Origin of the sequence: Gordonia insulae (assembly GCF_003855095.1) — a bacterium.
GTDB lineage: Bacteria > Actinomycetota > Actinomycetes > Mycobacteriales > Mycobacteriaceae > Gordonia > Gordonia insulae.
The window spans coordinates 203,709-229,573 of sequence record NZ_CP033972.1 but is presented as its reverse complement, the minus strand read 5'-3'; the positions used below and the strand labels follow the sequence as shown (position 1 = coordinate 229,573).

The window sequence follows — 25,865 nt, the reverse complement described above, 5'->3', positions numbered from 1 at the left end:
GTGCCATTGCGGACATGTATCAGTACCGGCGCGCCGAGCTGAACGGTCCGGCCTCGTCGAGCGGCACCACCTTCACCGGCACACCGAAGGTGGATGCGTGGATGACGTATCCGTCGCCGACGTACATCCCGACATGGTGGGCGTCCGGGTAGTAGATGATCAGGTCGCCGGGCCGCAGGTTGCCGCGGTCGACCGCTTGGCCGCCGCTGTTCTGCGCCTCGCTGGAGCGCGGCAGGGTCTTGCCGGCCTGGCGGTAGGCCCAGACCATCAGACCCGAACAGTCGAACGAGCTGGGACCGGTCGCCCCCCACACGTACGGATCGCCGATTCGCGTGAGTGCGGCCTGGACGGCGACGAGCGCCGGTGCGGTGCCCTTGGGCACGAAGCGCGGGTCGAAGTCGAACTTGGGTCCGCGCAGGGCGGCGAGCTGCTTGCCGGTCATCGACTGGTAGACGGCCCGGATCTGGATCGCCTGCAACTGCAGGTTGGCCTGCTTCGCCTGGAGCTCGCCGCGCGTCTTCTCCGCGGCGGCGACGGCCGTGGTCGCCTCGGTGGCGGTCTTGTCGGCGGCGGTCTTCGCCGCAAGTGTCTTGCGGCGGGCCTCCTTGAGTCCCTTGAGATCTGTCGCGGCCTGACGTGAGATCAGTTCCAGCCCGGACATCTGGTCGAGCAGCGACTGTGGGGAATCGCTGACCAGGACGGCATAGAGGCGGTTGACGCGGGCGCCCTTGTAACTGGCGCGGACGACGGAGTCGACCCGCTCCTGATAGCCGTCAAGACGTTGCTGCGTGGAGACGAGGGTGCGATCCGCAGTCGACGAGGCCTTCTTCGCGGTCGCCACGATGCGTCGCTGCTTGTCGTATTCAATCTGCGCGTTGTGCATCGCCTCGGTCGACTTCTCGGCGTCGTCGCTCAGCTTCTTGTACTGCACGAGCAGCTGATCCGGCGTCCGGACCGGCACCGCCGTGGCATCGCCGGCGCCTGCCGTCGCGCCCAACTGGCAGAGGGAGACCACGAGCGCCGTCACCGCTGCCACGAGTATCGCGGGAACCGACCGCTTCCGTGCGGCCGACCAACTGGTAACCACGGTTGTCACTTCTCCTCCACCGCTTTCCCCCCGACCACCCGGTTCGGAGATGGACCGTCTGGACCATCATCCCGTTTCCCGGGTGTGTGGTTTGGGCGGATCACGCACATTCGCGTGACCCGCCCAAACTAAGACCTCACATCGTCATCGGCCCGAACGCTCAGTAGCGCCGGATCCCGGTGAGCGACCAGTTGTTGACCTTGTCGCGCTTCACCGGGACACCCGAGGTCGACGCGTGGACGAAGGTGCCGTTGCCCACGTAGAGCCCGGCGTGGCCGCCGCCGTTGAAGATCAGCACGTCGCCCGGCTTGGCCGCTGCGAGCGATGCCACCGGGGTGCCTCCGCCGAGCTGACCGTAGCTGTCGCGCGGGATGGTCTTGCCGGCCTGCTTGTACGAGTAGTAGACGAGACCCGAGCAGTCGAAGGCGTTGGGGCCTGCGGACCCGTAGACGTACGGGGCGCCGATCTTGCTCTCGGCCACGCGCACGGCCTTCTGGGCTGCGGTCGGCTGTGCGCCGAAGATGGCTCCGCCACCCTTGGGCTTGAACTGCTGCGGAATCTGGTTGTCGTTCAGACCCGGCACGGTGAAGGAACCGAGGTTCGGGATCTGGACGTTGGCGCCGGGCGACTTCGCGGCCGGGGTGGCCTTCGCGGCGGGTGCCTTGGGTTCCTGGAACTGCTGGGGGATCTGTTTCGTATCGACCCCAGGAAGCTCGAATGTGCCGACGTTGGGCACGTGCACCGGCGCGGCGAGTGCCGGTCCGGCGACAGCGGCGAACGAGCCGACGGTGATCGACCCGGCCACGACCGCACGCTTGGCGACCTTGCTGCCGCGGTTGGGCTGTTCCAAACGATGTTTGGCCACGAAGCGACTTCTCCTTGCTCTCCCTCGACCGCCTACCGAGTTAGCTGTCGGGTTCGGGCCGGAAGAATGGCCCTACGCGTAGGTCCACACGACGCGTGAACGTCGGCGGGCATGCGCGATTCACCCCGATTCGGATCGCTCCGAAAACTGGTGGTTCCCCGGTTCGCCCAGAAGGCGATTGAGCGGTGACCTATCCAGACCACTCCTGTTGGAGCGGGACGCTCTGCAAAGGTCTCGGAAAGGTTACGAAATCTGATGCGGGTCTGTCCACCGAGCGTTGAGGCAACGAATTTCCAGGTCAGGTCACCCGGCCCGCAGAATTCGCAGATTGCGGCCGGAAACTACGCCCTGAGCTGCAGTTTTTCCATTTCTTGCAGATATTGCAGACGCACTGGAGACCATCGCAGCGGCGACGAACACATCGATCGCGGCGTCGATCTCGGCGTCCCCTGAACGGGTGGTTTTCGTAACCTTTCCTCCACCTTCGGAGGTCGGGTTTTCGCAGTTGGGGGCGTCGAACAGTACCTGCATCATGCATCCGTCACAGGCGGCCGGGCGACCCGGGCAGGACTGGCAGTCGATGTACATCTGTGATCTCCATCTCACTTGCGTGCTGGTGGTATGTCGCCGGGCCGAATCACGGGCTTTCGGCTCAGTGCGTCACATGCAAGGGAGACTAGGGAGGGGCACCGACAGTCACGCGTCTCCGCGATCCCGAACCCAGCTTTCCCGCCTGTCACACCAGAATCTGTCGTTACATCGAACTAATGTTCGGTCCGTGGGGTTCACAGCACAATCGGTCGGCGGTCAACTGACCTTCGCCGACCTCGAGAACGGCGGCGACGACTACACGGACCGCTCGCTGTTCGACACGACCCTGGTCGTCGTCGACCTCGAGACCACGGGCGGCAGCCCGACGGAGGATCGCATCACCGAGATCGGGGCGGTGAAGATCCGCGGCGGAGAGGTGATCGGCGAGTTCGCCACCCTGGTCGATCCGGGCCGGCTCATCCCGCCCCAGATCGTCACGCTCACCGGCATCACCGAGGCGATGGTCAGCGACGCTCCGACCATCGCGCAGGTGCTGCCGTCGTTCGTGGAGTTCGCCCGGGGTGCCATCCTGGTGGCCCACAACGCGCGGTTCGACATGGGCTTCCTCCGCCAGAACGCGGCCCGGCTCGACATCGACTGGCCGTTCAACGCGAGTCTCTGCACGGTCACCATGGCCCGGCGCATCCTCACCCGCGACGAGGCACCGACGGTCCGGTTGTCGGCGCTGGCCGACCTGTTCGACGTCTCCGTACGGCCCACCCACCGTGCCCTCGACGACGCCCGCGCAACCGTGGAGGTCTTCCACCGGCTGCTCGAGCGGGTCGGCAACCAGGGAGTCGGGACCTATCGGGAGCTCACCGCCTACCTACCCCGGTCGAACCCGCGACTGCGGGCCAAACGCACCCTGGCCCGCGACCTCCCGGCGCGCCCCGGTGTCTACCTGTTCCGCGGACCGTCCGACGAGGTCCTCTATGTCGGCACCGCCGTCGACCTCCGCCGTCGGGTGCTCTCCTACTTCACCGGCAGCGATCCCCGACGACGGATCGGCGAGATGGTGAACCTGGCCACCCGCGTCGATCACGTCGAGTGTGCCCACGCGCTCGAGGCGGGCGTCCGCGAACTGCGCCTGCTTGCCGCCCACGCGCCCGCCTACAACCGCCGATCGACCCAGCCCCACCGCGGCTGGTGGATCGTGCTCACCGGCGAACGCTTTCCGCGGTTGAAGGTCTCCCGCACGCCGACCGAGGACGCCCTCGGTCCCATCGGCAACCGGACGACCGCCGCGACCATCGCCGACCTCATCGGTCAGGCGGCCGGATTACGCAGCTGTACAACACGATTGGGTTCGGCGTCGCATCACTGGTGTCGATCGGAGTCGGTGGGTGGGCCGCAGATCGGCGGGTGCAATGCCGCATCGGACCTCCCGCAGACCCTCCCGGACTATCTGCCCCGGGTCACCGCGGTCCGCGACCTGCTCTCCGGTGACTCCGACGACGTGCTCACCGTGCTCACCGACCGGCTGATCCGACTGTCCGACGCCCAGATGTTCGAGAGCGCGGCACGACACCGGGATCGGATGTCGGCGACCATCGACGCCCTCGCGCGCTGCCAGCGACTCGCCGCCCTGTGCCGCATCGCGGAACTGGTGGTGGCCCGGCCCGATCAGGACCGCGGGTGGGAACTGGCGGTGATCCGGCACGGACGGCTGGCCAGCGCGGGGGTGGCGCGCCGCGGGGTGGCGCCGATGCCGGTGGCCGCCACCCTCGTCGCCGCAGCGGAGACGGTGGTGGCCGACGACGGGCCGCTGCTCGGCGCGGCGCCGGAGGAGGCGGGCCTGCTGTATCGCTGGGTCACCGAGCCGGGGGCACGCATCGTCTCGGCCTCCGAACCGTTCGCCCTGCCCGGCGCCTGTGCCGAGCGATGGTCGGCGTGGTCGCAGACCGCGCACGCCGCCCGCACGGCCCCACGGCGTGCCGGTTGACGCCTCCCGACGGCCGACGGCGGCGCGGCGCCCGAACGCACCCCCGAATGCGCCCCGGATCGCGGCCGGGCGCGCACTACTGTGTCAACCATGATCACCGCCATCGTCCTGATCCACGCCGACGTCCACCAGATCCCGGAGACCGCGCAGGCAGTGGCCGACATCCCGGGCGTCTCGGAGGTGTACTCGTGTGCCGGCGACGTCGACCTGATCGCCAAGATCAAGGTCCGCGATCACGAGCAGATCGCGGATGTGGTCACCGGGAAGATCAACCGGCTGCCCGGTGTCTCGCACAGCGCCACCCACATCGCGTTCCGCAGCTACTCCAGTTCGGATGTGGAGGGCGGCTTCTCCATCGGCGAGGAGTGATCCCCGCTCACCGGTGATCGATCAGCGAGCCGCAGCGGCCAGCTCGGTGCTGAGTGCCGCCCACCGGTCCAGCAACCGGGTCGCGTCGCCGTTGTCGACCACCGCCGCCGCGCGTGCCGTCGCCTTGCCCATCGCGTCGGTCAGCTGAGCGCTGCTCATCGCCGACGTCTGCTCGAAAGCGACGATCGCACCCGCGGCATTGAGCAGGACGGCCTCGCGGACGGGCCCGGTGGTGCCCGCGAAGAGGTCGCGGGCGATCGCGGCGTTGACCGTGGCGTCGCCGCCCTGCAGAGCCGCGAGTTCGACCCGGCCGATACCGAGGTCGGTGGGGTCGAGGGTCAATTCGTGGACCTCACCGTCGACCACCTGCCACACCGTCGAGGTGGTGGTGGTGGTCAGTTCGTCGAGGCCGTCGTCGCCGCGCACGACGAGCACCGAATTGCCGCGCTCGGCGAACGCCTGAGCGAGCACCGGCGCCAGGTCGACGAACGCACAGCCGATGAGTCCGCGCTGCGGACGCGCCGGGTTGGTCAACGGCCCGAGGACGTTGAACACGGTCGGTATACCGATCTGACTGCGCGGGGGCCCGGTGAAGCGGAAGGCCGGGTGGAAGACCGGCGCGAAACAGAACCCGATCCCGAGCTCCTCGACGCAGCGGGCGACATCCGCCGCGCCGAGCGTGATGTCGATCCCGAGCGCCTCCAGCACGTCGGCACCACCGCTCTTCGACGATGCGGCGCGATTGCCGTGCTTGACCACCGGAACGCCTGCAGCGGCGATCACGATCGAGGTCATGGTCGAGATGTTCACCGTGTGCGATCGGTCGCCACCGGTCCCGACGACGTCGACACAGGTTCCCGCGACCTCGACCAGCGTGGCGTGCTCGAGCATCGCCGAGGCGAGTCCACGCAACTCCGCCGGCGCGGCGCCTTTCATCTTCACGCCGACCCCGAACGCGGCGATCTGCGCACCGGTCGCGGCGTCGCTCATGATCTCGTTCATCGCCCAGGAGGCCTCCTCGACGGAGAGGTCGATGCCGTCGGTGACACGCCCGAGGATCTGCGGCCAGCTGAAGGAGGTCTGTGTGCTGCTCACGCTGCAAACAGTAGTGCCACCCGAGAGCTGCTCAGAAGATCGGTCCGTCCCGCCCCGCGCCTACCCGGCGACCGGGCGCTGCAGGACCTGCCACCGCAGGACGACTCCCCCGTGCCGCGAACCGAGGCTGGCCATACGGGAACGTTCCTGCGCCAGGTGCATCGCGTCGAGGAGCTGGACGCGGGCGAGACCCAGCGTCACGGTGTCCGAGGCACGCTCGTCGGGCCGCGCCTGATCGACCCGTCCGTAGCCGTCGAGTGCCGCGGTGGCCACCGCATCGGCGACCCGGTCGCCGGGCAGGCGCAGAACATGGCGCAGCACGACCTCGTCGTCGGGGCGCCAGTCGGAGGCGTCGAGCACCGACGAACTCGCGGCGGCCTCATCGTCGGACTCCGCCACCACGACGAGATCCGCCTCCGCGACGTCGAGTGGATCGTGTCCGCGCGCACCCCCGGGAAGCCGATTGCGCAGACGCTCCCAGCGGCCCGGTGTCACCGCTCTCCCGTTCAGGTCACGCGGGCCCGACATCGACGCCCGCGAGACGTTCCGATCGCCGTTCACACCCCCAGCAAACCACGCTTCGGGACACGCCGACGAGGGCGGCGGCAGGCCCGCCACCTGGGTCGGGAGAAATACTTCGGCCAATTTGGTGACCCAAGTGGTCAGCGCTTACTACGAACCGTCATACTTCACTTTGTGACTAGCGCTGTAGGTACCTCAGGAACAGCCATCACCTCGCGCGTGCACTCGCTGAACCGGCCCAACATGGTCAGCGTCGGCACCATCGTGTGGCTGTCCAGTGAGCTCATGTTCTTCGCTGGACTTTTTGCGATGTACTTCGTCGCGCGGGCCAATTCGTCGATCGGTTGGCCGCCCGAACCCACGGAGTTGAACCTCGCGCTCGCGATCCCGGTGACGACCGTTCTGATCCTGTCGTCGGTGACATGCCAGATGGGCGTGTTCGCCGCGGAACGTGGTGACGTCTTCGGTCTCCGCCGGTGGTACGTCCTGACGTTCCTGATGGGCTCGTTCTTCGTCGCCGGCCAGGCGTACGAGTACTACCACCTGGTGCACGAGGGGACGACGCTCAGCTCGAGCGCCTATGGTTCGGTCTTCTACATGGCCACCGGATTCCACGGTCTCCATGTCATCGGCGGACTCGTGGCCTTCATCTTCTTGCTGATCCGCACCAAACTGTCCAAATTCACACCGGCGCAGGCCACTGCGGCCATCGTGGTGTCGTACTACTGGCACTTCGTCGACATCGTCTGGATCGGTCTCTTCGTCACCATCTACTTCATCAGGTAACCGCCCCGTCGGGCAGTCACCTGCACAACAGTCCGTCCGCTTAGTAGAGAGTCACAGATGAGTTCATCTCCACCGCGACCGTCGGATAGCGACGACGCCGGAACGGCCGACGGCTCGCCGTCCGGCAACTCTGCCTCCACGCGCGCGCGCAAGGCGAAGTCACGACGCAAACTCCGTCGACGTGCCAGCGGCACATTGCTGCTGCTGGTCGGCCTGGTGGCCGCAGGCGTCCTGGCATCGGTCCTGACCCCGAAGCCTCAGGTCGCGGTCGCCGACGAGTCGAACGCCGCGCTGATCGCCGACGGCAAGAAGCTGTACGAGACCTCGTGCATCACCTGTCACGGCGCCAACCTCCAGGGCGTCAACGACCGCGGCCCGGCCCTGCTCGGTGTCGGCGACGCGGCGGTCTACTTCCAGGTGTCGACCGGCCGCATGCCGGCTGCTCGTGGTGAGGCGCAGGCGCTGCGCAAGCCGCCGAAGTTCACCAAGGCCCAGATCGATCAGCTCGGCGCCTACATCCAGTCCGAGGGCGGCGGACCGCAGGTCATCTACGAGCGCAATCCGGACGGCTCGGTCAAGATGCAGGACGGCCTGCCCGTGCTGGCGCAGGAGTCGTTGCGTGGCAAGAACCTCGGCCGCGGCAGCGAACTCTTCCGCCTCAACTGCGCGTCGTGCCACAACTTCACCGGCCGTGGCGGCGCGCTGTCATCGGGCAAGTTCGCCCCGGAGCTCGACGGAGTGGAAGAGCAGCAGATCTACACCGCGATGCTCACCGGTCCGCAGAACATGCCGAAGTTCTCCAACCGCCAGCTGTCGGTGGAGGAGAAGAAGGACATCATCGGCTTCATCAAGTACGTCACCGAGTCCAAGCCGCAGGGCGGCCTCTCCCTCGGCGGTTTCGGTCCGGTCAGCGAGGGCATGGTGATGTGGGCTATCGGCGTCGTGGCGATCGTCGCCGGCGCAATGTGGATGGGATCACGGACATGAGTGCTAGCGGCGGTAAAGACGATCCGTCGAAGGACGAGCTCGACCAGATGAGCAACGAGGAACTGGTCAAGCTCGGTACCAACCTCGACGGCGTGGAGATCATCCACCGGGCCGAGCGGTTCCCCGAACCCGGCACCGGCGTCGAGAAGCGTGCCGAACGCCAGGTCGCGGCGTGGTTCACCCTCGCGGGTGTCTCCGCACTCGCCTGCTTCGTGATCTTCATCTGGAATCACTGGGAGTTCGCCCTCCCCGATTCGGTCGACTACTGGCGCTACACGCTCAACACCCCGCTGCTGGGCGTGACGTTCGGCCTGTCGGTCTTGTCGATCGGCGTCGGCATGGTGCTGTTCACCAAGAAGTTCATCCCGGCCGAGATCTCGGTGCAGGATCGCCACGACGGCGGCTCGTCCGACGTCGACAAGAAGACCATCGCGGCCGAGTTCGACGATTCGTTGCGGACCTCCACCCTGCCGCGTCGCAAGATGATCCTCGGTTCCGCGGCATTCGGCCTGGGCACGTTCGCCTTCACCGGACTCATCGCCGGCGTCGGCGGCCTCATCAAGAACCCGTGGGCGCAGCGCGAGAAGGCCCCGCTGTGGCACACCGGATGGTCGCCGATCTACAACCCGGCCGACGATCCGAACGAGACGGTGTTCCTGCGCCGCGACACCGGCAACCCCCTGCAGGTCGCCCTGGTCCGTCCCGAGGATCTCGACGCCGGCGCGATGGAGACCGTTTTCCCGTGGCGCGTGTCCGACGGCTACGGCGAGACCGAGGAGTCGCGCCACAAGCTCATCGAGGGTCTGCGCTACGTGAGCAATCCCGTCATGTTGATCCGTCTGCGTCCGGAGGACGCGGCCCGGGCCATCAAGCGGAAGAACCAGGAGAGCTTCAACTACGGCGACTATTTCGCCTACACGAAGGTCTGCAGCCACCTGGGTTGCCCCACGTCCCTGTTCGAGCAGCGGACCAATCGCATCCTGTGCCCGTGCCACCAGTCGCAGTTCGATGCCCTCGAGTATGCGAAGCCGGTCTTCGGTCCGGCTGCACGAGCCCTGGCACAGTTGCCGATTACGGTGAACAATCAGGGATACATGGTCGCTGCAGGCGACTTCATCGAACCCGTCGGACCGGCATTCTGGGAGCGTAGATCATGACCATCGCCGACCGTCTCGCGACGCAGGCCGAAGAGGTCGACTCGCGCTATCACCTGTCGCCGGGTATCCGTCGTCAGATCAACAAGGTGTTCCCCACCCACTGGTCGTTCCTGCTGGGTGAGATCGCGCTGTACAGCTTCATCATCCTGTTGGTCTCCGGCGTCTACCTGACCTTCTTCTTCGATCCGTCGATGCAGGAAGTCGTCTACGAGGGCGCCTACCAGCCGCTCAACGGCGTGATGATGACCAGGGCGTACGAGACCACGCTGAACATCTCCTTCGAGGTGCGCGGCGGTCTGTTCGTCCGACAGATCCACCACTGGGCGGCCCTGCTGTTCGCCGCGTCGATCATCGTGCACATGGCGCGCATCTTCTTCACCGGTGCGTTCCGGCGGCCGCGTGAGGCCAACTGGATCATCGGCTGCGTCCTGCTGATCCTGGCGATGTTCGAGGGCTTCTTCGGCTACTCGCTCCCCGACGACCTGCTCTCGGGCACCGGCGTCCGCGCCGCGATGAGCGGCATCGTCCTGGGCATCCCGCTGATCGGTACCTGGATTCACTGGGCCCTGTTCGGCGGCCAGTTCCCCGGCGACATCATCATCCCCCGCCTGTACGTGCTGCACATCCTGCTGTTCCCGGGAATCATCCTGGCGCTCATCGGTGCGCACCTCGCCTTGGTCTGGTACCAGAAGCACACCCAGTTCCCCGGCCCCGGCCGCACCGAGAAGAACGTCGTCGGTGTACGCATCCTGCCGGTGTTCGCGGTCAAGTCGGGCGCCTTCTTCGCCATCACCACCGGCGTGCTGGCGATCATGGCGGGCATCTTCCAGATCAACCCGGTCTGGGTGCTCGGCCCGTACAACCCGGCGCATGTCTCGGCCGGCTCTCAGCCCGACATCTACATGATGTGGACGGACGGCCTCGCCAGACTCATGCCAGCCTGGGAGCTCTATCTGGGCAACTACACGGTGCCCGCGATCTTCTGGGTGGTCGTGATCATCACGATCATGTTCGGCCTGATGTTCTCGTACCCGTGGATCGAGAAACGGCTGACCGGCGACGATGCGCACCACAACCTGTTGCAGCGCCCCCGCGACGTTCCGGTGCGGACCGCGATCGGTGCGATGGCCCTGTCGTTCTACATCATCCTGACGCTGTCCTGTATGAACGACATCATCGCGCTCAAGTTCCACATATCGCTGAACGCGACGACGTGGATGGGCCGGATCGGTCTGATCGTCGTGCCGCCGCTGGCCTACTTCATCGCCTATCGCTGGGCGTTGGCGTTGCAGCGCAGTGACCGCTTCGTCCTGCAGCACGGCATCGAGACGGGCATCATCAAGCGCCTGCCGCAGGGTGAGTACATCGAGGTGCACCAGCCACTCGGCCCGGTCGACGACCACGGTCACCCGATCCCGCTCCCCTACGAGGGTGCAGCGCTGCCGAAGCGGATGAACAAGCTCGGTTCGGCAGGCGCCCCCGGCACCGGCTCGATCCTCCTCGAGGATCCTCCGGAGCAGCAGATCCGCAACACCGAGCGGGAACACGAGGTGGAGAAGGCCGAGAAACAGGCCCTCCGCGAACTCCAGGCCAAGGGCGGCGACGCCCTGGACTGATCGAGTTCCTCGATCGACACGACTCGGCTGCCGTCGCCTCCGCGACGGCAGCCGAGTTCTTTTTTCCTCCGGTCCGCGATCGGGACGGCCGACGTCGTGGCATGGCTAGGATCGTGGATGTGTACAGACCCCGTCGACGACCCGCCGCCCGCAACCGATTCGATTGGGACTCTTCGGGTTTACGTCAGATCACCCGTGGCCTCGGCACCCTCGACGCCGAACTGTTCGAGACCATTGCACGGTCACAGTCCCCCGCCCTCGACGCGAGCATGCGGCCGCTGTCGCGCGCGGCCGATCACTCCAAGCTGTGGCTGGCGATCGCCGCCGGCATGGCCCTGAGCGGACGTCCCGCCGCGCAACGAGCCGCCGCACGGGGCCTGGGCACCCTCGCCGTGACGAGTCTCGTGACCAATCAGATCGCCAAACGGGTGCGCAACCGCGCGCGGCCCACCACGACGTCGGTTCCCCTCGAACGCCGCAGTCACCGGTTGCCCACCTCGAACTCGCTGCCGTCCGGTCACTCCGCCAGCGCGGCTGCCTTCGCCCTCGGCGTCGGCATCGAGCACGGACCGACCGGACTGGCGCTCGGTGGGCTGGCCGGACTGGTCGGGCTGTCCCGGGTGGCCACCGGGGCCCATTACCCCGGTGATGTGGTGGCCGGCTTCGGGATCGGCGCATGCATCGCCGTCCTCGGCGCGCGCCTGGTCCCACCGGTCACCGCGCACAGCATCGCGGTCCCCTCCCCCACCAGGGTGCCCACGGAGCCGCGTCCCCGCGGCGCGGGGGTCATCGCGGTGATCAACCCCGCATCGGGCTCCGGCACCGGCATGCGCGTCCTCGACGAGGTGCGCACGTCTCTACCGGACGCAGAGATCATCGAGGTGGCCGAGGGGGACGACATCGAAGCACTGCTGCGCGACGCCGCAACCCGCGCGGATGTCCTCGCGATCGCCGGCGGCGACGGGACGGTCGCGACGGCGGCGCAGGTCGCACTCGAGACCGACCTTCCGCTCGCGGTCTTCCCGGGCGGGACCTACAACCATTTCGCCCGGGACCTCGGGGTGCCCACGGTCGCCGACACCGTCGCCGCACTGGCCGCCGGCAGCGTGATCGGCGTCGACGTCGCGACGCTCAACGACCACACGGTCATCCTCAACACCGCGAGCATCGGCGCCTACCCACACTTCGTCCGCACCCGAACGCGGCTGCAGCACAAGCTGAGTCGCCCCATCGCCACCGCAGTGGCGATGACCGCGACGATCCGGCGCACCCGCCCGGTCCGGATCCGGGTCGACGGCCGGGTGATCGAGACGTCGCTGTTCCTGCTCGGCAACTCGCTCTATCGACCATCCGGTTTCGCACCGTCTCGGCGCCTGCGTCTCGACGACGGGCTGCTCGACGTCCGCATCCTCGAGGTGGGTCACCGGTTCGTGGCTATCCGGATGCTCGGGTCCCTCATCGCCGGCCGACTCGAGCGCTCACCCTTCTACCACGAGGTCCAGGTGCCGGAGTTCTCGTTCACCGCGGTCGACGAACCGGTGGTCGTCGCGCACGACGGGGAGATCGGCGAGTCGTACCGCGACGCCTCGTTCCGGGTCGCCTACCGTGCGCTCCGGGTCTTCGCCCCGATCGCCAAGGACTGATCGACGCGCGACAGATCGGCGCAGAACCGATCGGCCCGCGTCAGAACGGAACTGATCAGGCCCGCAACACGTCAGCGGCCGCACCCGTGATCGGATGCGGCCGCTGACGATCGAGAACTGTGTGTCAGTGCTTCTCGGGGCCCACGTGGTACTCGAACACGAGTCCCGCAGCCGTCCCGATGATCACCAACGCCGAGAAGATGGCGAACCAGAAGTTGCCGGTCGCGAAGCCGATGGCGAACATCGCGGCACCGGCGGCGATCGCGATCGGCCACCAGGAGCCGGGGCTGAAGAAGCCGAGTTCGCCTGCGCCGTCCTCGATCTCCGCATCCTCGTAATCTTCGGGACGGATCTCGACGCGACGCGCGACGAAGCGGAAGTACGTTCCGGCGATCAGGGTCAGGCCACCGCTGAAGAACATCGCGGTCACGCCGGCCCACTCCACACCGCGACTCGAGAACGCCGTGCAGATCGTGTAGATGACGCCCGCGAGGAAGAAGAACGCGGTCAGCAGCTCGAAGATCCGGGCCTCGATTTTCATCCGTTTGCTCCCACCGTGCAGTTCTGCAGGTTCGTGTTGTTCGCGTCGCCCAGGTTCGTCGGGGTGTCACCACCGGTTGCCCGGCGCGTGTCGAACGGCACCGTGGTCACCGACTTCGGGACCTCGCAGATCGCTTCGAGCGCCTGCGCATTGGTCGCCTGCGGATTGCCCTCGCGGTACTTGATGTACGCGTCGAACTTCTGCTGGCTGACGGCGCGAACCTCGAAGTTCATCATCGAGTGGAACGTGCCGCACATCTCCGCACAGCGGCCGACGAATGCGCCTTCGCGGTCGATGCTCGAGATCTGGAAGACACTGTCACTGTGATTCTGCTTCGGGAACGGCATCACGTCGCGCTTGAACAGGAACTCCGGCACCCAGAACGAGTGGATGACGTCGGCCGAGGCGATGTCGAACTCGATGCGCTTGCCGGTCGGCAGCACCAGGATCGGGATCTCCGAGGACGAGCCGACGGTCTCGATCTGGTTGAACTTGAGGTAGTTGCGGATGTCGTCGTCGCGGCCACCGGCCGGGCCGAGCACCGGATGCTCCTCGCCGTGCTCGGTACGCATGTTGCGGGCCTGCAGCTCGAAGGGGCTGCCGGAGCTCTCGAATCCGTTGTAGCGCGCTCCGTCGGTGAACTCGACGTTGCGGTAGCCGAACTTCCAGTTCCACTGGAACGCCGTCACATCGACGACGACCTTGGGATCGGAGGTCTTGCTCTCCACGTCGTTCTGCACGATCACGGTGAAGTAGAACAGCACCGCGATGATGACGAACGGGATCGCCGTGTAGCCGAGTTCCAGCGGAACGTTGTACGCGGTCTGACGCGGGAACTCGTCCTTACCGGCCTTGGCCCGGTGAAAGGTGATGGTCCAGAAGATCAGGGCCCAGACCAGGATGCCCATGAGCAGTGCTGCGATGACCGACCAGGTCCACAGATCGCCCATCTTCTCGGCCTCGGGCGTTACGCCCGCGGGCCAACCGAATCGCATCGCCGTGCGGGCGTCGCAGCCCGACAGGAGAAGCGCACCGATGCCGAGTGCGACCAGAGCACCGACCTGTTTGATCGTCCGCGTCGCGGAACGGGCCCTCCGCGCCCCCGGCCGTCCACCGTGTGCCAATTTCACGCCTTCCCGCTCGCTCGGAATCGGCACCATCGCGCCGCCCGAGTTGCCATGCCACATGACCCGCACAGGGCTTTCTTCGCCCGCACCGAGCTGACTCTCACCCGGCACTATGGCAATTCTTGCACCTAGTACTACGCAGCGTAGACCAACACGACGAACCTTTCGTGATTGGGGTTTGCCTGCGTGCGTCGGTGCCGCCCGCGCGCCCTGACTTCCGGCTGCGTCAGGCATACTCGACGCGTCGGAAGCACGCGTGATCGTCGATAAGTGAGGCCTGTCTGGTGTGTGGTTTGCTCGGTCTGCTGACCTCGGACGGATCGGCGGCCACCGCCGTCGACCTGGTGTCGGAGGCCTCCCACTGCATGCGGCATCGCGGCCCCGACGAGCCGGGCACCTGGCACGACGACGACCTCGTCCTCGGTTTCAACCGGCTCTCGATCATCGACATCGAGCACTCGCATCAGCCGCTGCGTTGGGGTCCGCCGGAGGCACCCGACCGCTACGCGCTCGTGTTCAACGGGGAGATCTACAACTACCTCGAGATCCGCGAGGAGCTACGGCGCGACTATGACGCCGTGTTCGCCACCGAGGGTGACGGCGAGGCCATCGTCGCCGCGTTCCATCACTGGGGCCCCGACGCCGTCCGCAGGCTGCGCGGGATGTTCGCCTTCGCGGTCTGGGACACCGAGACGCGGTCGATCTTCCTCGCCCGCGACCCGTTCGGCATCAAACCCCTGTTCCTCGCCACCGGACCCGGCGGCACCGCGTTCGGCAGCGAGAAGAAGAGCCTGCTCGAACTGATCGGCCGGCTCGGTCTGGGTGACGAACTCGATCCGCGTGCCATCGAGCACTACACGGTCCTGCAGTACGTGCCCGAACCCGAGACGCTGCACTCCGCGATCCGCCGTCTGGAGTCCGGGTGCCACGCGACGATCCGACCCGGCAACGCACCGCAGATCCAGCGGTACTTCACCCCCCGGTTCGGGGTGCGTCCGGTGACCGACGCGACCCGGCAGAAGCGCTACGACGAGATCGCCGAGGTCCTGTCCGACTCGGTCGCCAAGCACATGCGCGCCGACGTCACCGTCGGGTCCTTCCTCTCCGGCGGCATCGACTCCACCGCCATCGCCGCGCTGGCCATCCGGCACAACCCGGATCTCATCACCTTCACGACCGGATTCGAGCGCCAGGGCTACTCGGAGGTCGACGTGGCCGCCGAATCCGCCGAGGCCATCGGCGCCCGCCACATCGTCAAGGTGGTCGGCCCCGGCGAGTTCATCGACGCGATCCCGAAGATCGTCTGGTACCTCGACGACCCGGTCGCGGATCCGGCGCTGGTCCCCCTATACTTCGTCGCCGCCGAAGCGCGCAAGCACGTCAAGGTGGTGCTGTCCGGCGAGGGCGCCGACGAACTGTTCGGCGGCTACACCATCTACAAGGAACCGTTGTCGCTCAGCGCGTTCGACCGGCTCCCCACCGCGCTGCGCCGACTCGCGGGACGGCTGTCGGACCGCATCCCCGAGGGGACCCGGGGCAAGAGTCTGCTGCATCGCGGCTCGTTGACCCTCGAGGAGCGTTACTACGGCAACGCACGCAGCTTCGACGACGCGCGCCTGCGCGCCGTGCTGCGCGACTACCGGCCCGAATGGACGCACACCGACGTGACCGCGCCGATCTATGCGATGTCGGAAGGTCTCGATCCGGTGGCCCGGATGCAGCACGTCGACCTGTTCACCTGGCTGCGCGGCGACATCCTGGTCAAGGCCGACAAGATGACGATGGCCAACTCGCTGGAATTGCGGGTGCCGTTCCTGGACCCCGAGGTCTTCCGGGTCGCCGAGACGCTGCCCTACGACGAGAAGATCGCGCACGGCACCACCAAGTACGCATTGCGGCAGGCGCTCGAGCAGATCGTGCCGGCGCACGTCCTGCATCGGAAGAAGCTCGGATTCCCGGTACCGATCCGACATTGGTTGGCGGGTACCGAGATGTTCGACTGGGCCCACGAGACCATCGAACACTCACAGACCGATCACATCCTGAACAAGGATGCCATCGTCTCGATGCTCAACGAGCACCGCGACGGGGTGGTCGACAACAGCCGACGCCTCTGGACGCTGCTCATGTTCATGGTGTGGCACGGGATCTTCGTGGAGCGGTCGATCGTCCCCGACATCACCGACCACCACTACCCGGTGCGGCTCTAGCCGCACCGGGTCCGGAACGTCAGAGGTACGTCGCGATGTCGGTCGCGGCGGTGTCGCCGTAGGCGTCCGCGATCCGCTTGAGCGACAGCTCCCGATCCCAGGTCCAGTCCTGGGTGGAGACGGTCTCGAGCACGAGCACGGCGACCATCGAGCCCACCTGTGCGGCGCGCTCGAACCCGAGACCCTTGCCCAGGGCGGTCAGGAAGCCGGCACGGAATCCGTCGCCGACACCGGTCGGATCGACTTTCTCGGTCTCCGGGACCACCGGGACCACCGTGCGGGTGCCGTCCCGCTCGACGATCTCCACACCGTCCTTGCCGAGAGTGGTGACCCGGACGCCCACCATCTCGGCGACCTGGGCTTCCGACAAACCGGTCTTCTGCCGCAGCAGTCCCCACTCGTATTCGTTGGTGAACAGGTAGGCGGCACCGTCGATCAGCGCGCGCGCCTGCTCGCCGTCGAGCCGTGCGAGTTGTTGCGACGGGTCGGCGGCGAACGGGACGCCGGCCTTCCGGCACTCGTCGGTGTGCCGGATCATCGCATCCGGATCGTCCGCACCGATGAGCACCAACTCGGGAGTTCCGTTCTGCGCGAACACCTCTGACAGCGCGATCTCGCGTGCCTCGCTCATCGCGCCCGCATAGAACGTGGCCAGCTGCGCCATCGTCTGGTCGGTGGTGCACATGAACCGCGCGGTCTGCTGCGTCTCGGAGATCCGGACGGCGGCACAATCGACCCCGTGGGCCTCGAGCCACTGCCGGTAATCCTGGAAATCCGGGCCGACGGAGCCCACGAGAAGCGGACGGCCCCCGAGTTCACCCATCGCGTAACAGATGTTGCCCCCGACACCGCCGCGACGGACGACGAGATCCTCGACGAGGAAGCTCAGCGAGATGTGCTCGAGCTGATCGCCGAGCAACTGCTCGGAGAACTTCCCGGGGAAGGTCATCAGATGGTCGGTTGCGATGGAGCCACAGACAACGATTGCCACGTGCGGGTCGCCCTTCGTTCTGCCGGAGTCGGACAGCAGTCCACGCTACTGCGGGCCGCAGACGACGCTGACCGCACCCCCGGTCGGGGATGCGGTCAGCGTCGGAGGATCTGGTCGATCAGTTGAACGAGTCACCGCAGGCGCAGCTGCCGGTGGCGTTCGGGTTGTCGATGGTGAAACCCTGCTTCTCGATGGTGTCCACGAAGTCGATGGTCGCGCCGCCGACGTAGGGTGCGCTCATCCGGTCCACGGCCAGGGTCACGCCACCGAAGTCGTCGGTGAGGTCACCGTCGAGGCTGCGGTCATCGAAGAACAGCTGGTAGCGCAGACCTGCGCAACCGCCGGGCTGAACAGCGATCCGCAACGACAGGTCCTCGCGGCCCTCCTGGTCGAGCAGCGCCTTGGCCTTGCCGGCGGCCGCGTCGGTCAGAAGGACACCGGTCGTGGTGGTGGTTCCGGATTCGTTCTGAACGGTCATCGATACTCCTGTATGTCTCGGTTCGAGGTCCTCCTGGGACGGACCGGTCTGGAATACCGGCACGCCGATCAGGCCACGTGTCTGCATCAACGGTACCCCGTCAGAGTCTATTCCTGCCGAGCCGAGCGCGACGGTGGGACGGCACGGCGCTCCGCCCGGCGCCTGCGGGCGGCGACGACCGAGTCCAGGGTGAAGACCCCGAGTGCCAGCCAGACGATGGCGAACCCGATCCACCGTTCCGGGGGCATCGGCTCGTCGAGCACCCAGACCCCGATGACCAGCTGCATGATCGGCGTGATGAACTGCGCGATCCCCAGGACCGTGAGCGGCACGCGGCGCGCGCCGGCGGCGAACAACATCAGCGGTGCCGCCGTGATGACACCGGCCAGGGCGAGCAGGACACCGTGCCCGGCGCCGGCGGTGCCCATGGTGAGCCCGGTCGTCATCGCCACGATGACGAGTTGCACGATCGCCAGTGGCGCGAGCCACAGTGATTCCAGCGTGAGGCCGCTCGTGACGTCCACCGACGGGCCGATGTGTCGCTTGACCAGCCCGTAGAGACCGAAGGAGAACGCGACTCCGAGCGCCAGCCACGGCACCGCGCCGTAACCGACGACGATCACCAGGGTGGCCACGACGGCGAGACCCACCGCGGTCCACTGCATCGGCCGCAGCCGTTCGCGGAGCACGACCACGCCGAGCAGGACGGTGACGATGGGATTGATGAAGTAGCCGAGGCTCATCTCGATCACGTGCCCGGTGAGCGTCGCGATCAGGAACACCTGCCAGTTGAGATAGATCAGCAGGCCCGCCACCGCGGTCCACATCACCAGCCGACGGTTGGACAAGACGGTGCGCAGCCTCGGCCATCCGCCGACGACCGGGATCAGGATCAGGTAGAAGACCAGGGAGAGCAGGATGCGCCAGGCGACGACCTCCCAGGGGCCGGTCGGCTCGAGCAGCACGAAGTAGAGCGGCAGGAAGCCCCACAGCAGGTAGGCACCCACCGCGTAGCCCGCACCGACCAGCCGGGTATTGCGCGGGGCTCTCGTCGGACGGTCGGTCACCGACCGTCACGCACCACGTACCCCGTCGCTCTCGTCGTCTGCACCCCAGGAGTCTGCGACATGGCGGGCCAACCGCGCCAACTGGTTGTCCGCATCGGCCATCGCGACCTCGACCGATCCCGCGATGTCCACGATCGCGTATGCCCCTGCGATACCGGCCGCGGCGATCTCCGCGGCCGGCAACGTGACCTGACCGGCGAACACCACGGTCGGGATCCCGGCGCCCGCCGCGGCGCCGGTCAGCGCGGAGACCACCTTGCCGCGCAACGTCTGCGAGTCGAACCTGCCCTCCCCGGTGATCACCAGGTCCGCCGACCCGACGTCGCCGGCCCGGTCCGTGGCCTCGGCGACGACCGTCGCGCCGGACACGCGGTGACCACCGAGCGCCAGCAGTGCGGCCCCGAGACCACCGGCCGCGCCGGCACCCTCGTCACCCGAGACATCCCGGCCGGCCATTCCCGCGAGTACACGTGCCCACTGGGTCATGCGCTCCTCGAGCCGGTCAACGGTGGCCGGATCGGCACCTTTCTGCGGGCCGAACACCGCCGCCGCACCCACGGGGCCGAGCAGCGGGTTCTCCACATCGGAGGCCGCCACCACCTCGACCCCGGCGAGCCTGCGGATGGCCTCCTGCGGCCCGCCGAGGGCGTCGACCATCCCGCGGCCCCCGTCGGTGGTCGCCGAACCGCCGAGCCCGACGACGACGCGGGTGGCTCCCGCGTCGAGAGCCTCGACGACGAGCTGACCGACGCCCGTGGTGTCGGCGGCCAGTGCGGTGCGCGGCGTCGGCCGGCCACCGAGTTGGTGCAATCCGCACGCCTGGGCGCATTCGATGTAGGCCACCGGCGACGATCCCCGGCCGTCGAACAGCCACGACGCGGTGACCGCGGCACCGAGCGGGCCGGACACCGTCGCGGTGCGCACCTCGCCGAACCGCGCGGCGAGCACATCGACGAAGCCGGGCCCGCCGTCGGACTGCGGCGCCGACCGGATGTCGTCGCCGGGCCGCGCCGCCGACCAGCCCCGCGCGATCGCCGCCGACGCCGCGACCGCCGACAGCGTGTCGCCGAACGAGTCCGGCGCGATCAGCACCCGCATGTCGGCCTCGTCACCGGGTGATCGCCGGGCGCTCGTCTGGTTGCCATGCGCACGAAGTATAGGGAGGTCGGCGAACCTCGGCAGCGCGGAATCGCCTAGGCTCGGGGGTGTGAAGTTGCCATGGAAGTCAGACGACGACGCGGCCGCAGCGGGCACTGACACCGACGTGTCGACCACCGCCGACGACGACGCGTCCACCAGCACGAACAGCGACTCCAGGGGCCCCTCCGCGACACCCGGCAAGGGGCGCCCGACCCCGTCGCGGCGCGAGGCGGAACGACGACGACGCGGACCGGTGGCACCGCCGCCGACGACCCGTGCCGAGGCACGCGCCCGCAAGAAGGAACTGAAGTCGACGCTGTCGAAGGAAGACAAGCGTCGGGCGTCGGACGAGCGACGTACTCAGCGCACCGAACAGCGCGAGAAGATGATGGCCGGCGACGAGCGCTACCTCATGCCCCGTGACAAGGGCCCGGCGAAGCGCTTCACCCGTGACCTCGTCGACTCGCGACGCAACTTCGCGGGGCTCTTCATGCCGTTCGCGATCGTGCTCATCGTGGTCATGTTCGTCCCGCAGCTGGCGGTGTACGCCAACTTCGTGCTGCTGGTGTTCGTGCTCTTCATGGCCATCGATGCATTCGTGCTGGGTCGCCTGGTGAACCGCCGGGTGCGCGAGCGCTATCCCGACGTCGATCCGTCGCAGACCGGATTCCGGTTGGGCTGGTACGCGTTCACCCGCGCCATGCAGCTGCGCATGATGCGCGCACCCAAGCCACAGGTGTCGCCGGGCGACGAGGTCTGACCCGGTGGTATCGCGGGGGGAGCCCACCCGCACACTCGTCCTCGGCGGAGTGCGGTCGGGTAAATCGGGGCACGGTGAATCGTTGCTGCGCGACCATGCGCGGGTGCGCTACGTGGCCACCGGCCCGACGAGGTCGTCCGACGCGGACTGGGTGGCCCGCGTGGCCGCTCACCGGGACCGGCGCGACGACCGTTACACCACGGTCGAGACCATCGACGTCGCCGGTGCGCTGCGTGCCGAACCCCAGACGCCGACGCTGGTCGACGACCTCGGCAACTGGCTCGCCGCGCAGCTCGACGCCGTCGGCGGCTGGGACGACGACGCGGTCGACATCGACGATGTCCGGTCCGGACTGTGCCGTGCGATCGCCGACGTCACCGGAGACCTGGTGATCATCAGTCCCGAGGTCGGCCTGTCCCTCGTGCCCCCGACGCCGGCGGGCCGCCGCTTCCAGGACGAGCTCGGCGTGCTCAACGAGGCCGTCGCCGCGGTCTGCGATCGCGTGGTGCTGATCGTCGCCGGCCGGGTCGTCGAGTTGCCGGCGCCGCCCACCCGCGCCGCCGCCCCGACGGCGGCTGCCGCCCCCGCCGCTGCCGCGGTTGCGGCCGAGGCGCCGGCGCCGACACCGACGGCACCCGGATCCGCGCCGGCCGCAACCTTCGACGGCCCGGTCGATCCGACCGACGCCGAGATCTTCGACACGATCGTCCCGCCGGACTTCGGCGTCGCCTCGGCGGCACGCGAGCGGCAGCTGACCCTCACCAAGCCACCCGGCGCACTGGGCCGGCTCGAGGACATCGGCGTCTGGCTGTCGTCGTGCCAGGGCATCTGTCCCCCGCGACCGCTGACCGCACCGACCGTGGTCGTGTTCGCCGGCGACCACGGCGTGGCGCGATCAGGTGTGTCGGCCTTCCCACCGGAGGTGACGGCGCAGATGGTCGCCAACATCGCGTCCGGTGGCGCCGCGGTCAACGTGCTCGCCCGCCGCGCGGGTGCGACGGTCCGGGTCGTGGACATGTCGGTCGACGCCGACACCGCACCCGAGATCTCCGGGTACAAGGTCCGGCGTGGCAGCGGGGACCTGCGGGTCACCGACGCACTCACGCTCGCCGAGGCACGGGAGGCACTCGCCGCCGGACGGGCGATCGCCGACCAGTTGGTCGACTCCGGCGCCGACCTCTTGATCGGCGGCGAGATGGGTATCGGCAACACCACGCCGGCGACCGTGCTGATCGGCGCGCTGACCCGCCGTGAGCCGGTCGAGATCGTCGGTCGCGGAACGGGTATCGACGACGCCGGGTGGATCCGTAAGACCGCCGCGATCCGCGACGGCATGCGCCGGGCGCGTCGGCACGTGCACGACCCGCTCTCCCTCCTCGCCGCCGTGGCCGGCGCCGACCTGACCGCACTCGCCGGGTTCCTCGCGCAGGCGGCGGTGCGGCGGACGCCGGTCATCCTCGACGGCATGGTCGTCACGGCCGCCGCGATGGTGGCCAACGAACTCGCCCCGGGGGCCGTGCGCTGGTGGCTCGCCGGCCACCGGTCTGTCGAGCCTGCCCACACCATCGCGCTCGAGCACCTCGACCTCGATCCGGTGCTCGATCTGTCGATGCGGCTGGGCGAGGGCAGCGGGGCGCTCGCCGCGTTGCCCATCGTGGCGTCGTCGGTGGACATCCTGACCTCGATGGCCACGTTCGACGAGGCCGGGGTGTCCGACCGCGACGCCGAGCCGGCGGGCGTCGTCACCACCGCGGCCACCTGAGACTCCGACAGATGCCGTCGCCGGTCCGGGCTGTCCACGTGGCGCTGAGCTGGCTGACGGTGATGCCGCTCCCCCAGCCGCGCGCGGCGATGGACCGTGAGGTCGGTGCCGCGGTGATGAGCGCGGTGCCGGTGGTCGGCGCGATCCTCGGGGCGATGGCGGCGGGACTCGCCGCCGTGTTGTCACCGACCGACCTGCCGCCTGCGATGATCGGCATCCTGGTGGTCGTCGCGCTCGCACTGGGAACGCGTGGCATGCACATCGACGGTCTGTCCGACACCGCCGACGGACTCGGCTGCTACGGACCACCCGAGCGGGTGGCCGAGGTGATGCGTGGTGGCCCCGCCGGGCCGTTCGGGGTGGCCACGGTGGTCGCGGTGATGATCGTGCAGACCATCGGCTTCGGCACGCTGGCCGCCGGACATCGTTGGTACGAGATCGGTTTCGCCGTCGCACTCGGCCGTATCGTCGCCGTGATCGGCTCACGGCGCGGGCTGCCGGCCGCACATCCGGAGGGCTTCGGCGCACTCGTCGCCGACTCCCAGCGCACGTCGATCGTCGTGTGGGGCGCCGTCGCGATGCTCGGCGCACTCGCCGTGGGTTGGGGTCCCGACGGTTTGTCGGTGCCCGAGGCGATCCAGGCCATGATCGTGGTCGCTGCCGTGATCGGTGCCGGGTGGTGGTTCACAGCGCACTGCGCCCGCCGGATCGGTGGCCTCACCGGCGACGTCCTGGGCGCCGGAATCGAACTGGGAGTGACGGTCTCGGTGATCGGCCTGCTCATCTGAGCGGACCGGTCACCACCGACGGTCACCTCCGGTCAGCGACGGTAGAGCTCTGTCATCCATCCGTGGGTGTCGGCGAACGTACCGCGCTGGATACCGGTGAGGGTGTCGCGCAGTGCCTGCGTGACCTCCCCGGCGGTGCCGTCGCCGATCACATAGTCCTCGGTGTCGCCCTTGACCCGGCCGACCGGCGTGATCACCGCGGCGGTGCCGCACGCGAACACCTCGGTGATGTCGCCCGACGCGACACCCTTGCGGAGTTCCTCGGTGCTGATGCGACGTTCCTCGACGGCGAACCCGGCGTCGGTTGCCAACTGCAGCAACGACTCCCGGGTGATCCCCGGTAGCAACGAACCGCTCAGTTCGGGGGTGACCAGACGCGCGTCCGCGCCGGACCCGAAGACGAAGAACAGGTTCATCCCGCCCATCTCCTCGATGTAGCGCCGTTCGATCGCGTCAAGCCACACGACCTGATCGCACCCGTGCTGGGTGGCCTGCGCCTGGGCCAGGAATGCGGCCGCGTAATTGCCACCGCACTTGGCGAAGCCTGTGCCGCCGGGCGCCGCCCGCACGTACTCGGTGGACAGCCAGACGCTGACCGGCTTGATGCCGCCGGAGAAGTACGCGCCTGCGGGCGAGGCGATCACGGAGTAGATGTAGGAGTTGGAGGGGGCGTTGACGCCGAGGCCCGCCTGCGAGGCGAACATGAACGGCCGCAGATAGAGCGCTTCCTCTCCGCCGGCGGCGGGAACCCACTCGTTGTCGGCGTCGAGCAGCACCCGCAGTGAGGCGATGAAGTCGTCGACGGGCAGCGGCGGCATGGCGAGACGCTCGGCGGACCGCTGCAGGCGCAGCCCGTTGGCCTCGGGCCGGAACGCGGCGATCGAGCCGTCCGGCTGCCGGTAGGCCTTGAGGCCCTCGAACACCTCCTGGCCGTAGTGCAGCACCATCGCCGACGGGTCCAGCGCGATGGGGCCGTACGGGCGTACCTGCGCGTTGTGCCAACCCCGGTCCGCGTCGTAGTCGATCATCACCATGTTGTCGGTGAAGAACTTGCCGAATCCGGGTGCGGCGAGAATGTCCGCACGACGATTCTCCGACACCGGGTGGGGATGCTCGGTACGCGTGAACTGCAAGGTCATTGGCCAATCGTACCGCCGGACCGCAAACCCGTTTCCGCCCGGTCAGGCGATTCCCACACCTGTCCTACACGTGTGACGGCACGAACGGCGGTGTGACGACCTCACAGATCAGATCGCGCCCGCGCACGTCGACCACGACCTCGTCACCCACCGCGACGCCCGCGTCGGTGGAGATCAGGGCGAGCGCGATGCCCTGCTTGAGCGTCGGCGAGAAGGTGCCGGAGGTGCAGGTGCCGATCGATGCACCGCCGGGTCCGGCGAGAACCGCGCAGTCGGCCCGTGGCACGCCGCGACCGGTGGCCCGCAGGCCGTACAGGCGGCGGGCCGGGCCGTCGGCCTTCTCCGCGACGAGCGCATCCCGGCCGAAGAACTCGGGCTTGCGCCAACCGACCGCCCAGCCGGTCCGGGCCTGGACCGGGGTGATGTCGGTGCTCAGTTCATGACCGTGCAGCGCGTAACCCATCTCGGTGCGCAGGGTGTCGCGCGCGCCGAGTCCCGCCGCCTGCCCACCGAGGTCGGTGACCGCCTCGAGCAGCGCGTCGAAAACTGGTCCGGCATCCGACCACCGCGGGAGGATCTCGTAGCCCCGCTCCCCCGTGTACCCGGTGCGGCAGACCCGGACGGGCAACGAACCCGCGGCGGTGGCCACCTCGGCATCGTCGAACGCCATGTATTCCATCTCCGTCGGCAGGCCGAGCGCCGCGAGCGCCTCCGGCGCCTTGGGCCCCTGCACGGCGAACACCGCGAACTCCCGGTGCTGGTCGGTCACCGTCACCCCGTCCGGCGCCACCTCCTGCAACCGGGACACGACCGTCGCAGTGTTGGCCGCGTTCGGCACCAGGAACACCTCGTCGTCGCCGACCAGATAGGTGATCAGGTCGTCGATGACACCACCGGAATCGTTGCAGCACAACGTGTACTGCGCCTTTCCGGGCGCGATCTTGCCGAGGTCGTTGGTCAGCGTGCGGTTCACGAACGCGGCCGCGCCCGGCCCCGAGACGAGGGCCTTGCCCAGATGACTCACGTCGAAGATGCCCACCGCCTCGCGGACCGCGGTGTGCTCGGCGACGGTACCCGCGTACGAGACGGGCATGTCCCAACCGCCGAACTCGGCGAAGGTCGCACCGAGTGCGACATGGCGATCGGCGATCGGACCGGCGAGGAGTTCACTCATGGTCGTCCACGGTACTGGGAAGCATTCC

At 68.1% G+C, this 25,865-nt stretch carries 24 protein-coding genes and 1 riboswitch; of the genes, 11 read left to right on the top strand and 13 right to left on the bottom strand.

The features are described 5' to 3' along the window. Positions 1-19: 19 nt before the first annotated feature. From D7316_RS01165 to D7316_RS01155, 3 genes are all read right to left on the bottom strand, one after another. Entirely contained in the window at positions 20-1,096 is a 1,077-nt protein-coding gene (locus D7316_RS01165; RefSeq protein WP_408609956.1) for a C40 family peptidase, read from the bottom strand. 151 nt (positions 1,097-1,247) lie between these two features. After that, positions 1,248-1,952, bottom strand: coding sequence for a C40 family peptidase (locus tag D7316_RS01160; protein WP_124706674.1), 705 nt, complete (start codon positions 1,950-1,952; stop codon positions 1,248-1,250). Between the two features lie 14 nt (positions 1,953-1,966). Continuing rightward, positions 1,967-2,147: riboswitch (cyclic di-AMP (ydaO/yuaA leader) on the bottom strand. A 108-nt stretch (positions 2,148-2,255) separates the two neighbouring features. Then, the gene (locus tag D7316_RS01155) at positions 2,256-2,486 is read right to left on the bottom strand and encodes a hypothetical protein (RefSeq protein WP_232016714.1); all 231 of its coding nucleotides are present in this window, start codon (positions 2,484-2,486) and stop codon (positions 2,256-2,258) included. 244 nt (positions 2,487-2,730) lie between these two features. Here D7316_RS01155 and D7316_RS01150 point away from each other — a divergent pair, with 244 nt between their 5' ends. Together D7316_RS01150 and D7316_RS01145 are read left to right on the top strand one after the other, a co-directional pair. Then, on the top strand, positions 2,731-4,485 hold the full coding sequence (locus tag D7316_RS01150) for a DEDD exonuclease domain-containing protein (protein ID WP_232016713.1): 1,755 nt from the start codon (positions 2,731-2,733) through the stop codon (positions 4,483-4,485). A gap of 90 nt (positions 4,486-4,575) precedes the next feature. Next, positions 4,576-4,854, top strand: coding sequence for an Lrp/AsnC family transcriptional regulator (locus tag D7316_RS01145; protein WP_124706671.1), 279 nt, complete (start codon positions 4,576-4,578; stop codon positions 4,852-4,854). A gap of 21 nt (positions 4,855-4,875) precedes the next feature. On the opposite strand, the gene trpD is transcribed toward D7316_RS01145, so the two are convergent. Further along, on the bottom strand, positions 4,876-5,949 hold the full coding sequence (gene trpD / locus D7316_RS01140; protein ID WP_124706670.1) for an anthranilate phosphoribosyltransferase: 1,074 nt from the start codon (positions 5,947-5,949) through the stop codon (positions 4,876-4,878). Between the two features lie 60 nt (positions 5,950-6,009). Then, positions 6,010-6,510 carry a hypothetical protein gene (locus tag D7316_RS01135; protein WP_331852553.1) on the bottom strand — a complete coding sequence of 167 codons (501 nt, stop codon included), beginning with the start codon at positions 6,508-6,510 and terminating at the stop codon, positions 6,010-6,012. A 135-nt stretch (positions 6,511-6,645) separates the two neighbouring features. On the opposite strand from D7316_RS01135, the gene ctaE reads away from it, so the two are divergent. The 5 genes from ctaE to D7316_RS01110 all read left to right on the top strand — a co-directional run bounded on the left by ctaE (position 6,646) and on the right by D7316_RS01110 (position 12,660). Beyond that, a complete protein-coding gene (gene ctaE / locus D7316_RS01130) occupies positions 6,646-7,257 on the top strand; it encodes an aa3-type cytochrome oxidase subunit III (RefSeq protein ID WP_124706669.1) in 612 nt (203 codons plus the stop codon). 57 nt (positions 7,258-7,314) lie between these two features. Continuing rightward, the gene (qcrC, locus tag D7316_RS01125) at positions 7,315-8,244 is read left to right on the top strand and encodes a cytochrome bc1 complex diheme cytochrome c subunit (RefSeq protein WP_124706668.1); all 930 of its coding nucleotides are present in this window, start codon (positions 7,315-7,317) and stop codon (positions 8,242-8,244) included. Continuing rightward, a complete protein-coding gene (gene qcrA, locus D7316_RS01120; RefSeq protein WP_124706667.1) occupies positions 8,241-9,401 on the top strand; it encodes a cytochrome bc1 complex Rieske iron-sulfur subunit in 1,161 nt (386 codons plus the stop codon). Before qcrC ends, qcrA begins: the two co-directional genes overlap by 4 nt. After that, positions 9,398-11,017, top strand: a complete 1,620-nt coding sequence (qcrB, locus tag D7316_RS01115; protein WP_124706666.1) for a cytochrome bc1 complex cytochrome b subunit — start codon at positions 9,398-9,400, stop codon at positions 11,015-11,017. The genes qcrA and qcrB overlap by 4 nt, the downstream gene beginning before the upstream one ends. Positions 11,018-11,118: 101 nt before the next feature. Next, positions 11,119-12,660, top strand: a complete 1,542-nt coding sequence (locus tag D7316_RS01110) for a bifunctional phosphatase PAP2/diacylglycerol kinase family protein (RefSeq protein ID WP_124706665.1) — start codon at positions 11,119-11,121, stop codon at positions 12,658-12,660. Positions 12,661-12,784: 124 nt separating this feature from the next. Here the strand turns inward: D7316_RS01110 and D7316_RS01105 are convergent, their stop codons facing one another. Next, on the bottom strand, positions 12,785-13,201 hold the full coding sequence (locus tag D7316_RS01105; protein WP_124706664.1) for a cytochrome c oxidase subunit 4: 417 nt from the start codon (positions 13,199-13,201) through the stop codon (positions 12,785-12,787). Continuing rightward, a complete protein-coding gene (gene ctaC, locus D7316_RS01100) occupies positions 13,198-14,271 on the bottom strand; it encodes an aa3-type cytochrome oxidase subunit II (protein ID WP_456298023.1) in 1,074 nt (357 codons plus the stop codon). The genes D7316_RS01105 and ctaC overlap by 4 nt, the downstream gene beginning before the upstream one ends. 341 nt (positions 14,272-14,612) lie before the next feature. Here ctaC and asnB point away from each other — a divergent pair, with 341 nt between their 5' ends. After that, positions 14,613-16,538: an asparagine synthase (glutamine-hydrolyzing) gene (gene asnB, locus D7316_RS01095; protein ID WP_124706663.1), complete on the top strand. Its 1,926-nt coding sequence runs from the start codon at positions 14,613-14,615 to the stop codon at positions 16,536-16,538. A 19-nt stretch (positions 16,539-16,557) separates the two neighbouring features. On the opposite strand, the gene D7316_RS01090 is transcribed toward asnB, so the two are convergent. From D7316_RS01090 to D7316_RS01075, 4 genes are all read right to left on the bottom strand, one after another. Continuing rightward, positions 16,558-17,529 (bottom strand): carbohydrate kinase family protein, encoded by a 972-nt coding sequence (locus tag D7316_RS01090; protein WP_197718161.1) that lies wholly within the window; start codon positions 17,527-17,529, stop codon positions 16,558-16,560. A gap of 118 nt (positions 17,530-17,647) precedes the next feature. Continuing rightward, positions 17,648-18,007 carry a HesB/IscA family protein gene (locus tag D7316_RS01085; RefSeq protein WP_124706662.1) on the bottom strand — a complete coding sequence of 120 codons (360 nt, stop codon included), beginning with the start codon at positions 18,005-18,007 and terminating at the stop codon, positions 17,648-17,650. A 107-nt stretch (positions 18,008-18,114) separates the two neighbouring features. Then, positions 18,115-19,074, bottom strand: a complete 960-nt coding sequence (rarD, locus tag D7316_RS01080) for an EamA family transporter RarD (protein ID WP_197718160.1) — start codon at positions 19,072-19,074, stop codon at positions 18,115-18,117. Positions 19,075-19,080: 6 nt separating this feature from the next. Further along, complete coding sequence (locus D7316_RS01075; RefSeq protein ID WP_124706661.1) at positions 19,081-20,172, bottom strand: glycerate kinase family protein; 1,092 nt, start codon at positions 20,170-20,172, stop codon at positions 19,081-19,083. Between the two features lie 109 nt (positions 20,173-20,281). On the opposite strand from D7316_RS01075, the gene D7316_RS01070 reads away from it, so the two are divergent. The 3 genes from D7316_RS01070 to D7316_RS01060 are packed head-to-tail and all read left to right on the top strand — an operon-like array spanning position 20,282 to position 23,524. Continuing rightward, complete coding sequence (locus tag D7316_RS01070) at positions 20,282-20,974, top strand: DUF3043 domain-containing protein (RefSeq protein ID WP_124706660.1); 693 nt, start codon at positions 20,282-20,284, stop codon at positions 20,972-20,974. A gap of 4 nt (positions 20,975-20,978) precedes the next feature. Then, positions 20,979-22,736, top strand: a complete 1,758-nt coding sequence (gene cobT, locus D7316_RS01065) for a nicotinate-nucleotide--dimethylbenzimidazole phosphoribosyltransferase (RefSeq protein ID WP_124706659.1) — start codon at positions 20,979-20,981, stop codon at positions 22,734-22,736. A gap of 11 nt (positions 22,737-22,747) precedes the next feature. Further along, positions 22,748-23,524, top strand: coding sequence for an adenosylcobinamide-GDP ribazoletransferase (locus tag D7316_RS01060; protein WP_124706658.1), 777 nt, complete (start codon positions 22,748-22,750; stop codon positions 23,522-23,524). A 32-nt stretch (positions 23,525-23,556) separates the two neighbouring features. Here D7316_RS01060 and D7316_RS01055 read toward each other — a convergent pair whose 3' ends face one another. Beyond that, positions 23,557-24,663: a branched-chain amino acid aminotransferase gene (locus tag D7316_RS01055; protein ID WP_124706657.1), complete on the bottom strand. Its 1,107-nt coding sequence runs from the start codon at positions 24,661-24,663 to the stop codon at positions 23,557-23,559. A 64-nt stretch (positions 24,664-24,727) separates the two neighbouring features. Then, entirely contained in the window at positions 24,728-25,837 is a 1,110-nt protein-coding gene (gene gcvT / locus D7316_RS01050; protein ID WP_124706656.1) for a glycine cleavage system aminomethyltransferase GcvT, read from the bottom strand. Between the last annotated feature and the right edge of the window lie 28 nt (positions 25,838-25,865).

Excerpts from the sequence above, each read along its gene's own strand:
- D7316_RS01075 (WP_124706661.1), bottom strand. The coding sequence starts at position 20,172 with ATGCGGGTGCTGATCGCGCCGGACTCGTTCGGCGACACGCTGTCGGCG.
- gcvT (WP_124706656.1), bottom strand. The coding sequence starts at position 25,837 with ATGAGTGAACTCCTCGCCGGTCCGATCGCCGATCGCCATGTCGCACTC.
- D7316_RS01060 (WP_124706658.1), top strand. The coding sequence starts at position 22,748 with ATGCCGTCGCCGGTCCGGGCTGTCCACGTGGCGCTGAGCTGGCTGACG.
- qcrB (WP_124706666.1), top strand. The coding sequence starts at position 9,398 with ATGACCATCGCCGACCGTCTCGCGACGCAGGCCGAAGAGGTCGACTCG.
- D7316_RS01105 (WP_124706664.1), bottom strand. The coding sequence starts at position 13,201 with ATGAAAATCGAGGCCCGGATCTTCGAGCTGCTGACCGCGTTCTTCTTC.
- D7316_RS01110 (WP_124706665.1), top strand. The coding sequence starts at position 11,119 with ATGGCTAGGATCGTGGATGTGTACAGACCCCGTCGACGACCCGCCGCC.
- D7316_RS01155 (WP_232016714.1), bottom strand. The coding sequence starts at position 2,486 with ATGATGCAGGTACTGTTCGACGCCCCCAACTGCGAAAACCCGACCTCC.
- qcrA (WP_124706667.1), top strand. The coding sequence starts at position 8,241 with ATGAGTGCTAGCGGCGGTAAAGACGATCCGTCGAAGGACGAGCTCGAC.
- D7316_RS01145 (WP_124706671.1), top strand. The coding sequence starts at position 4,576 with ATGATCACCGCCATCGTCCTGATCCACGCCGACGTCCACCAGATCCCG.
- D7316_RS01085 (WP_124706662.1), bottom strand. The coding sequence starts at position 18,007 with ATGACCGTTCAGAACGAATCCGGAACCACCACCACGACCGGTGTCCTT.
- qcrC (WP_124706668.1), top strand. The coding sequence starts at position 7,315 with ATGAGTTCATCTCCACCGCGACCGTCGGATAGCGACGACGCCGGAACG.
- D7316_RS01055 (WP_124706657.1), bottom strand. The coding sequence starts at position 24,663 with ATGACCTTGCAGTTCACGCGTACCGAGCATCCCCACCCGGTGTCGGAG.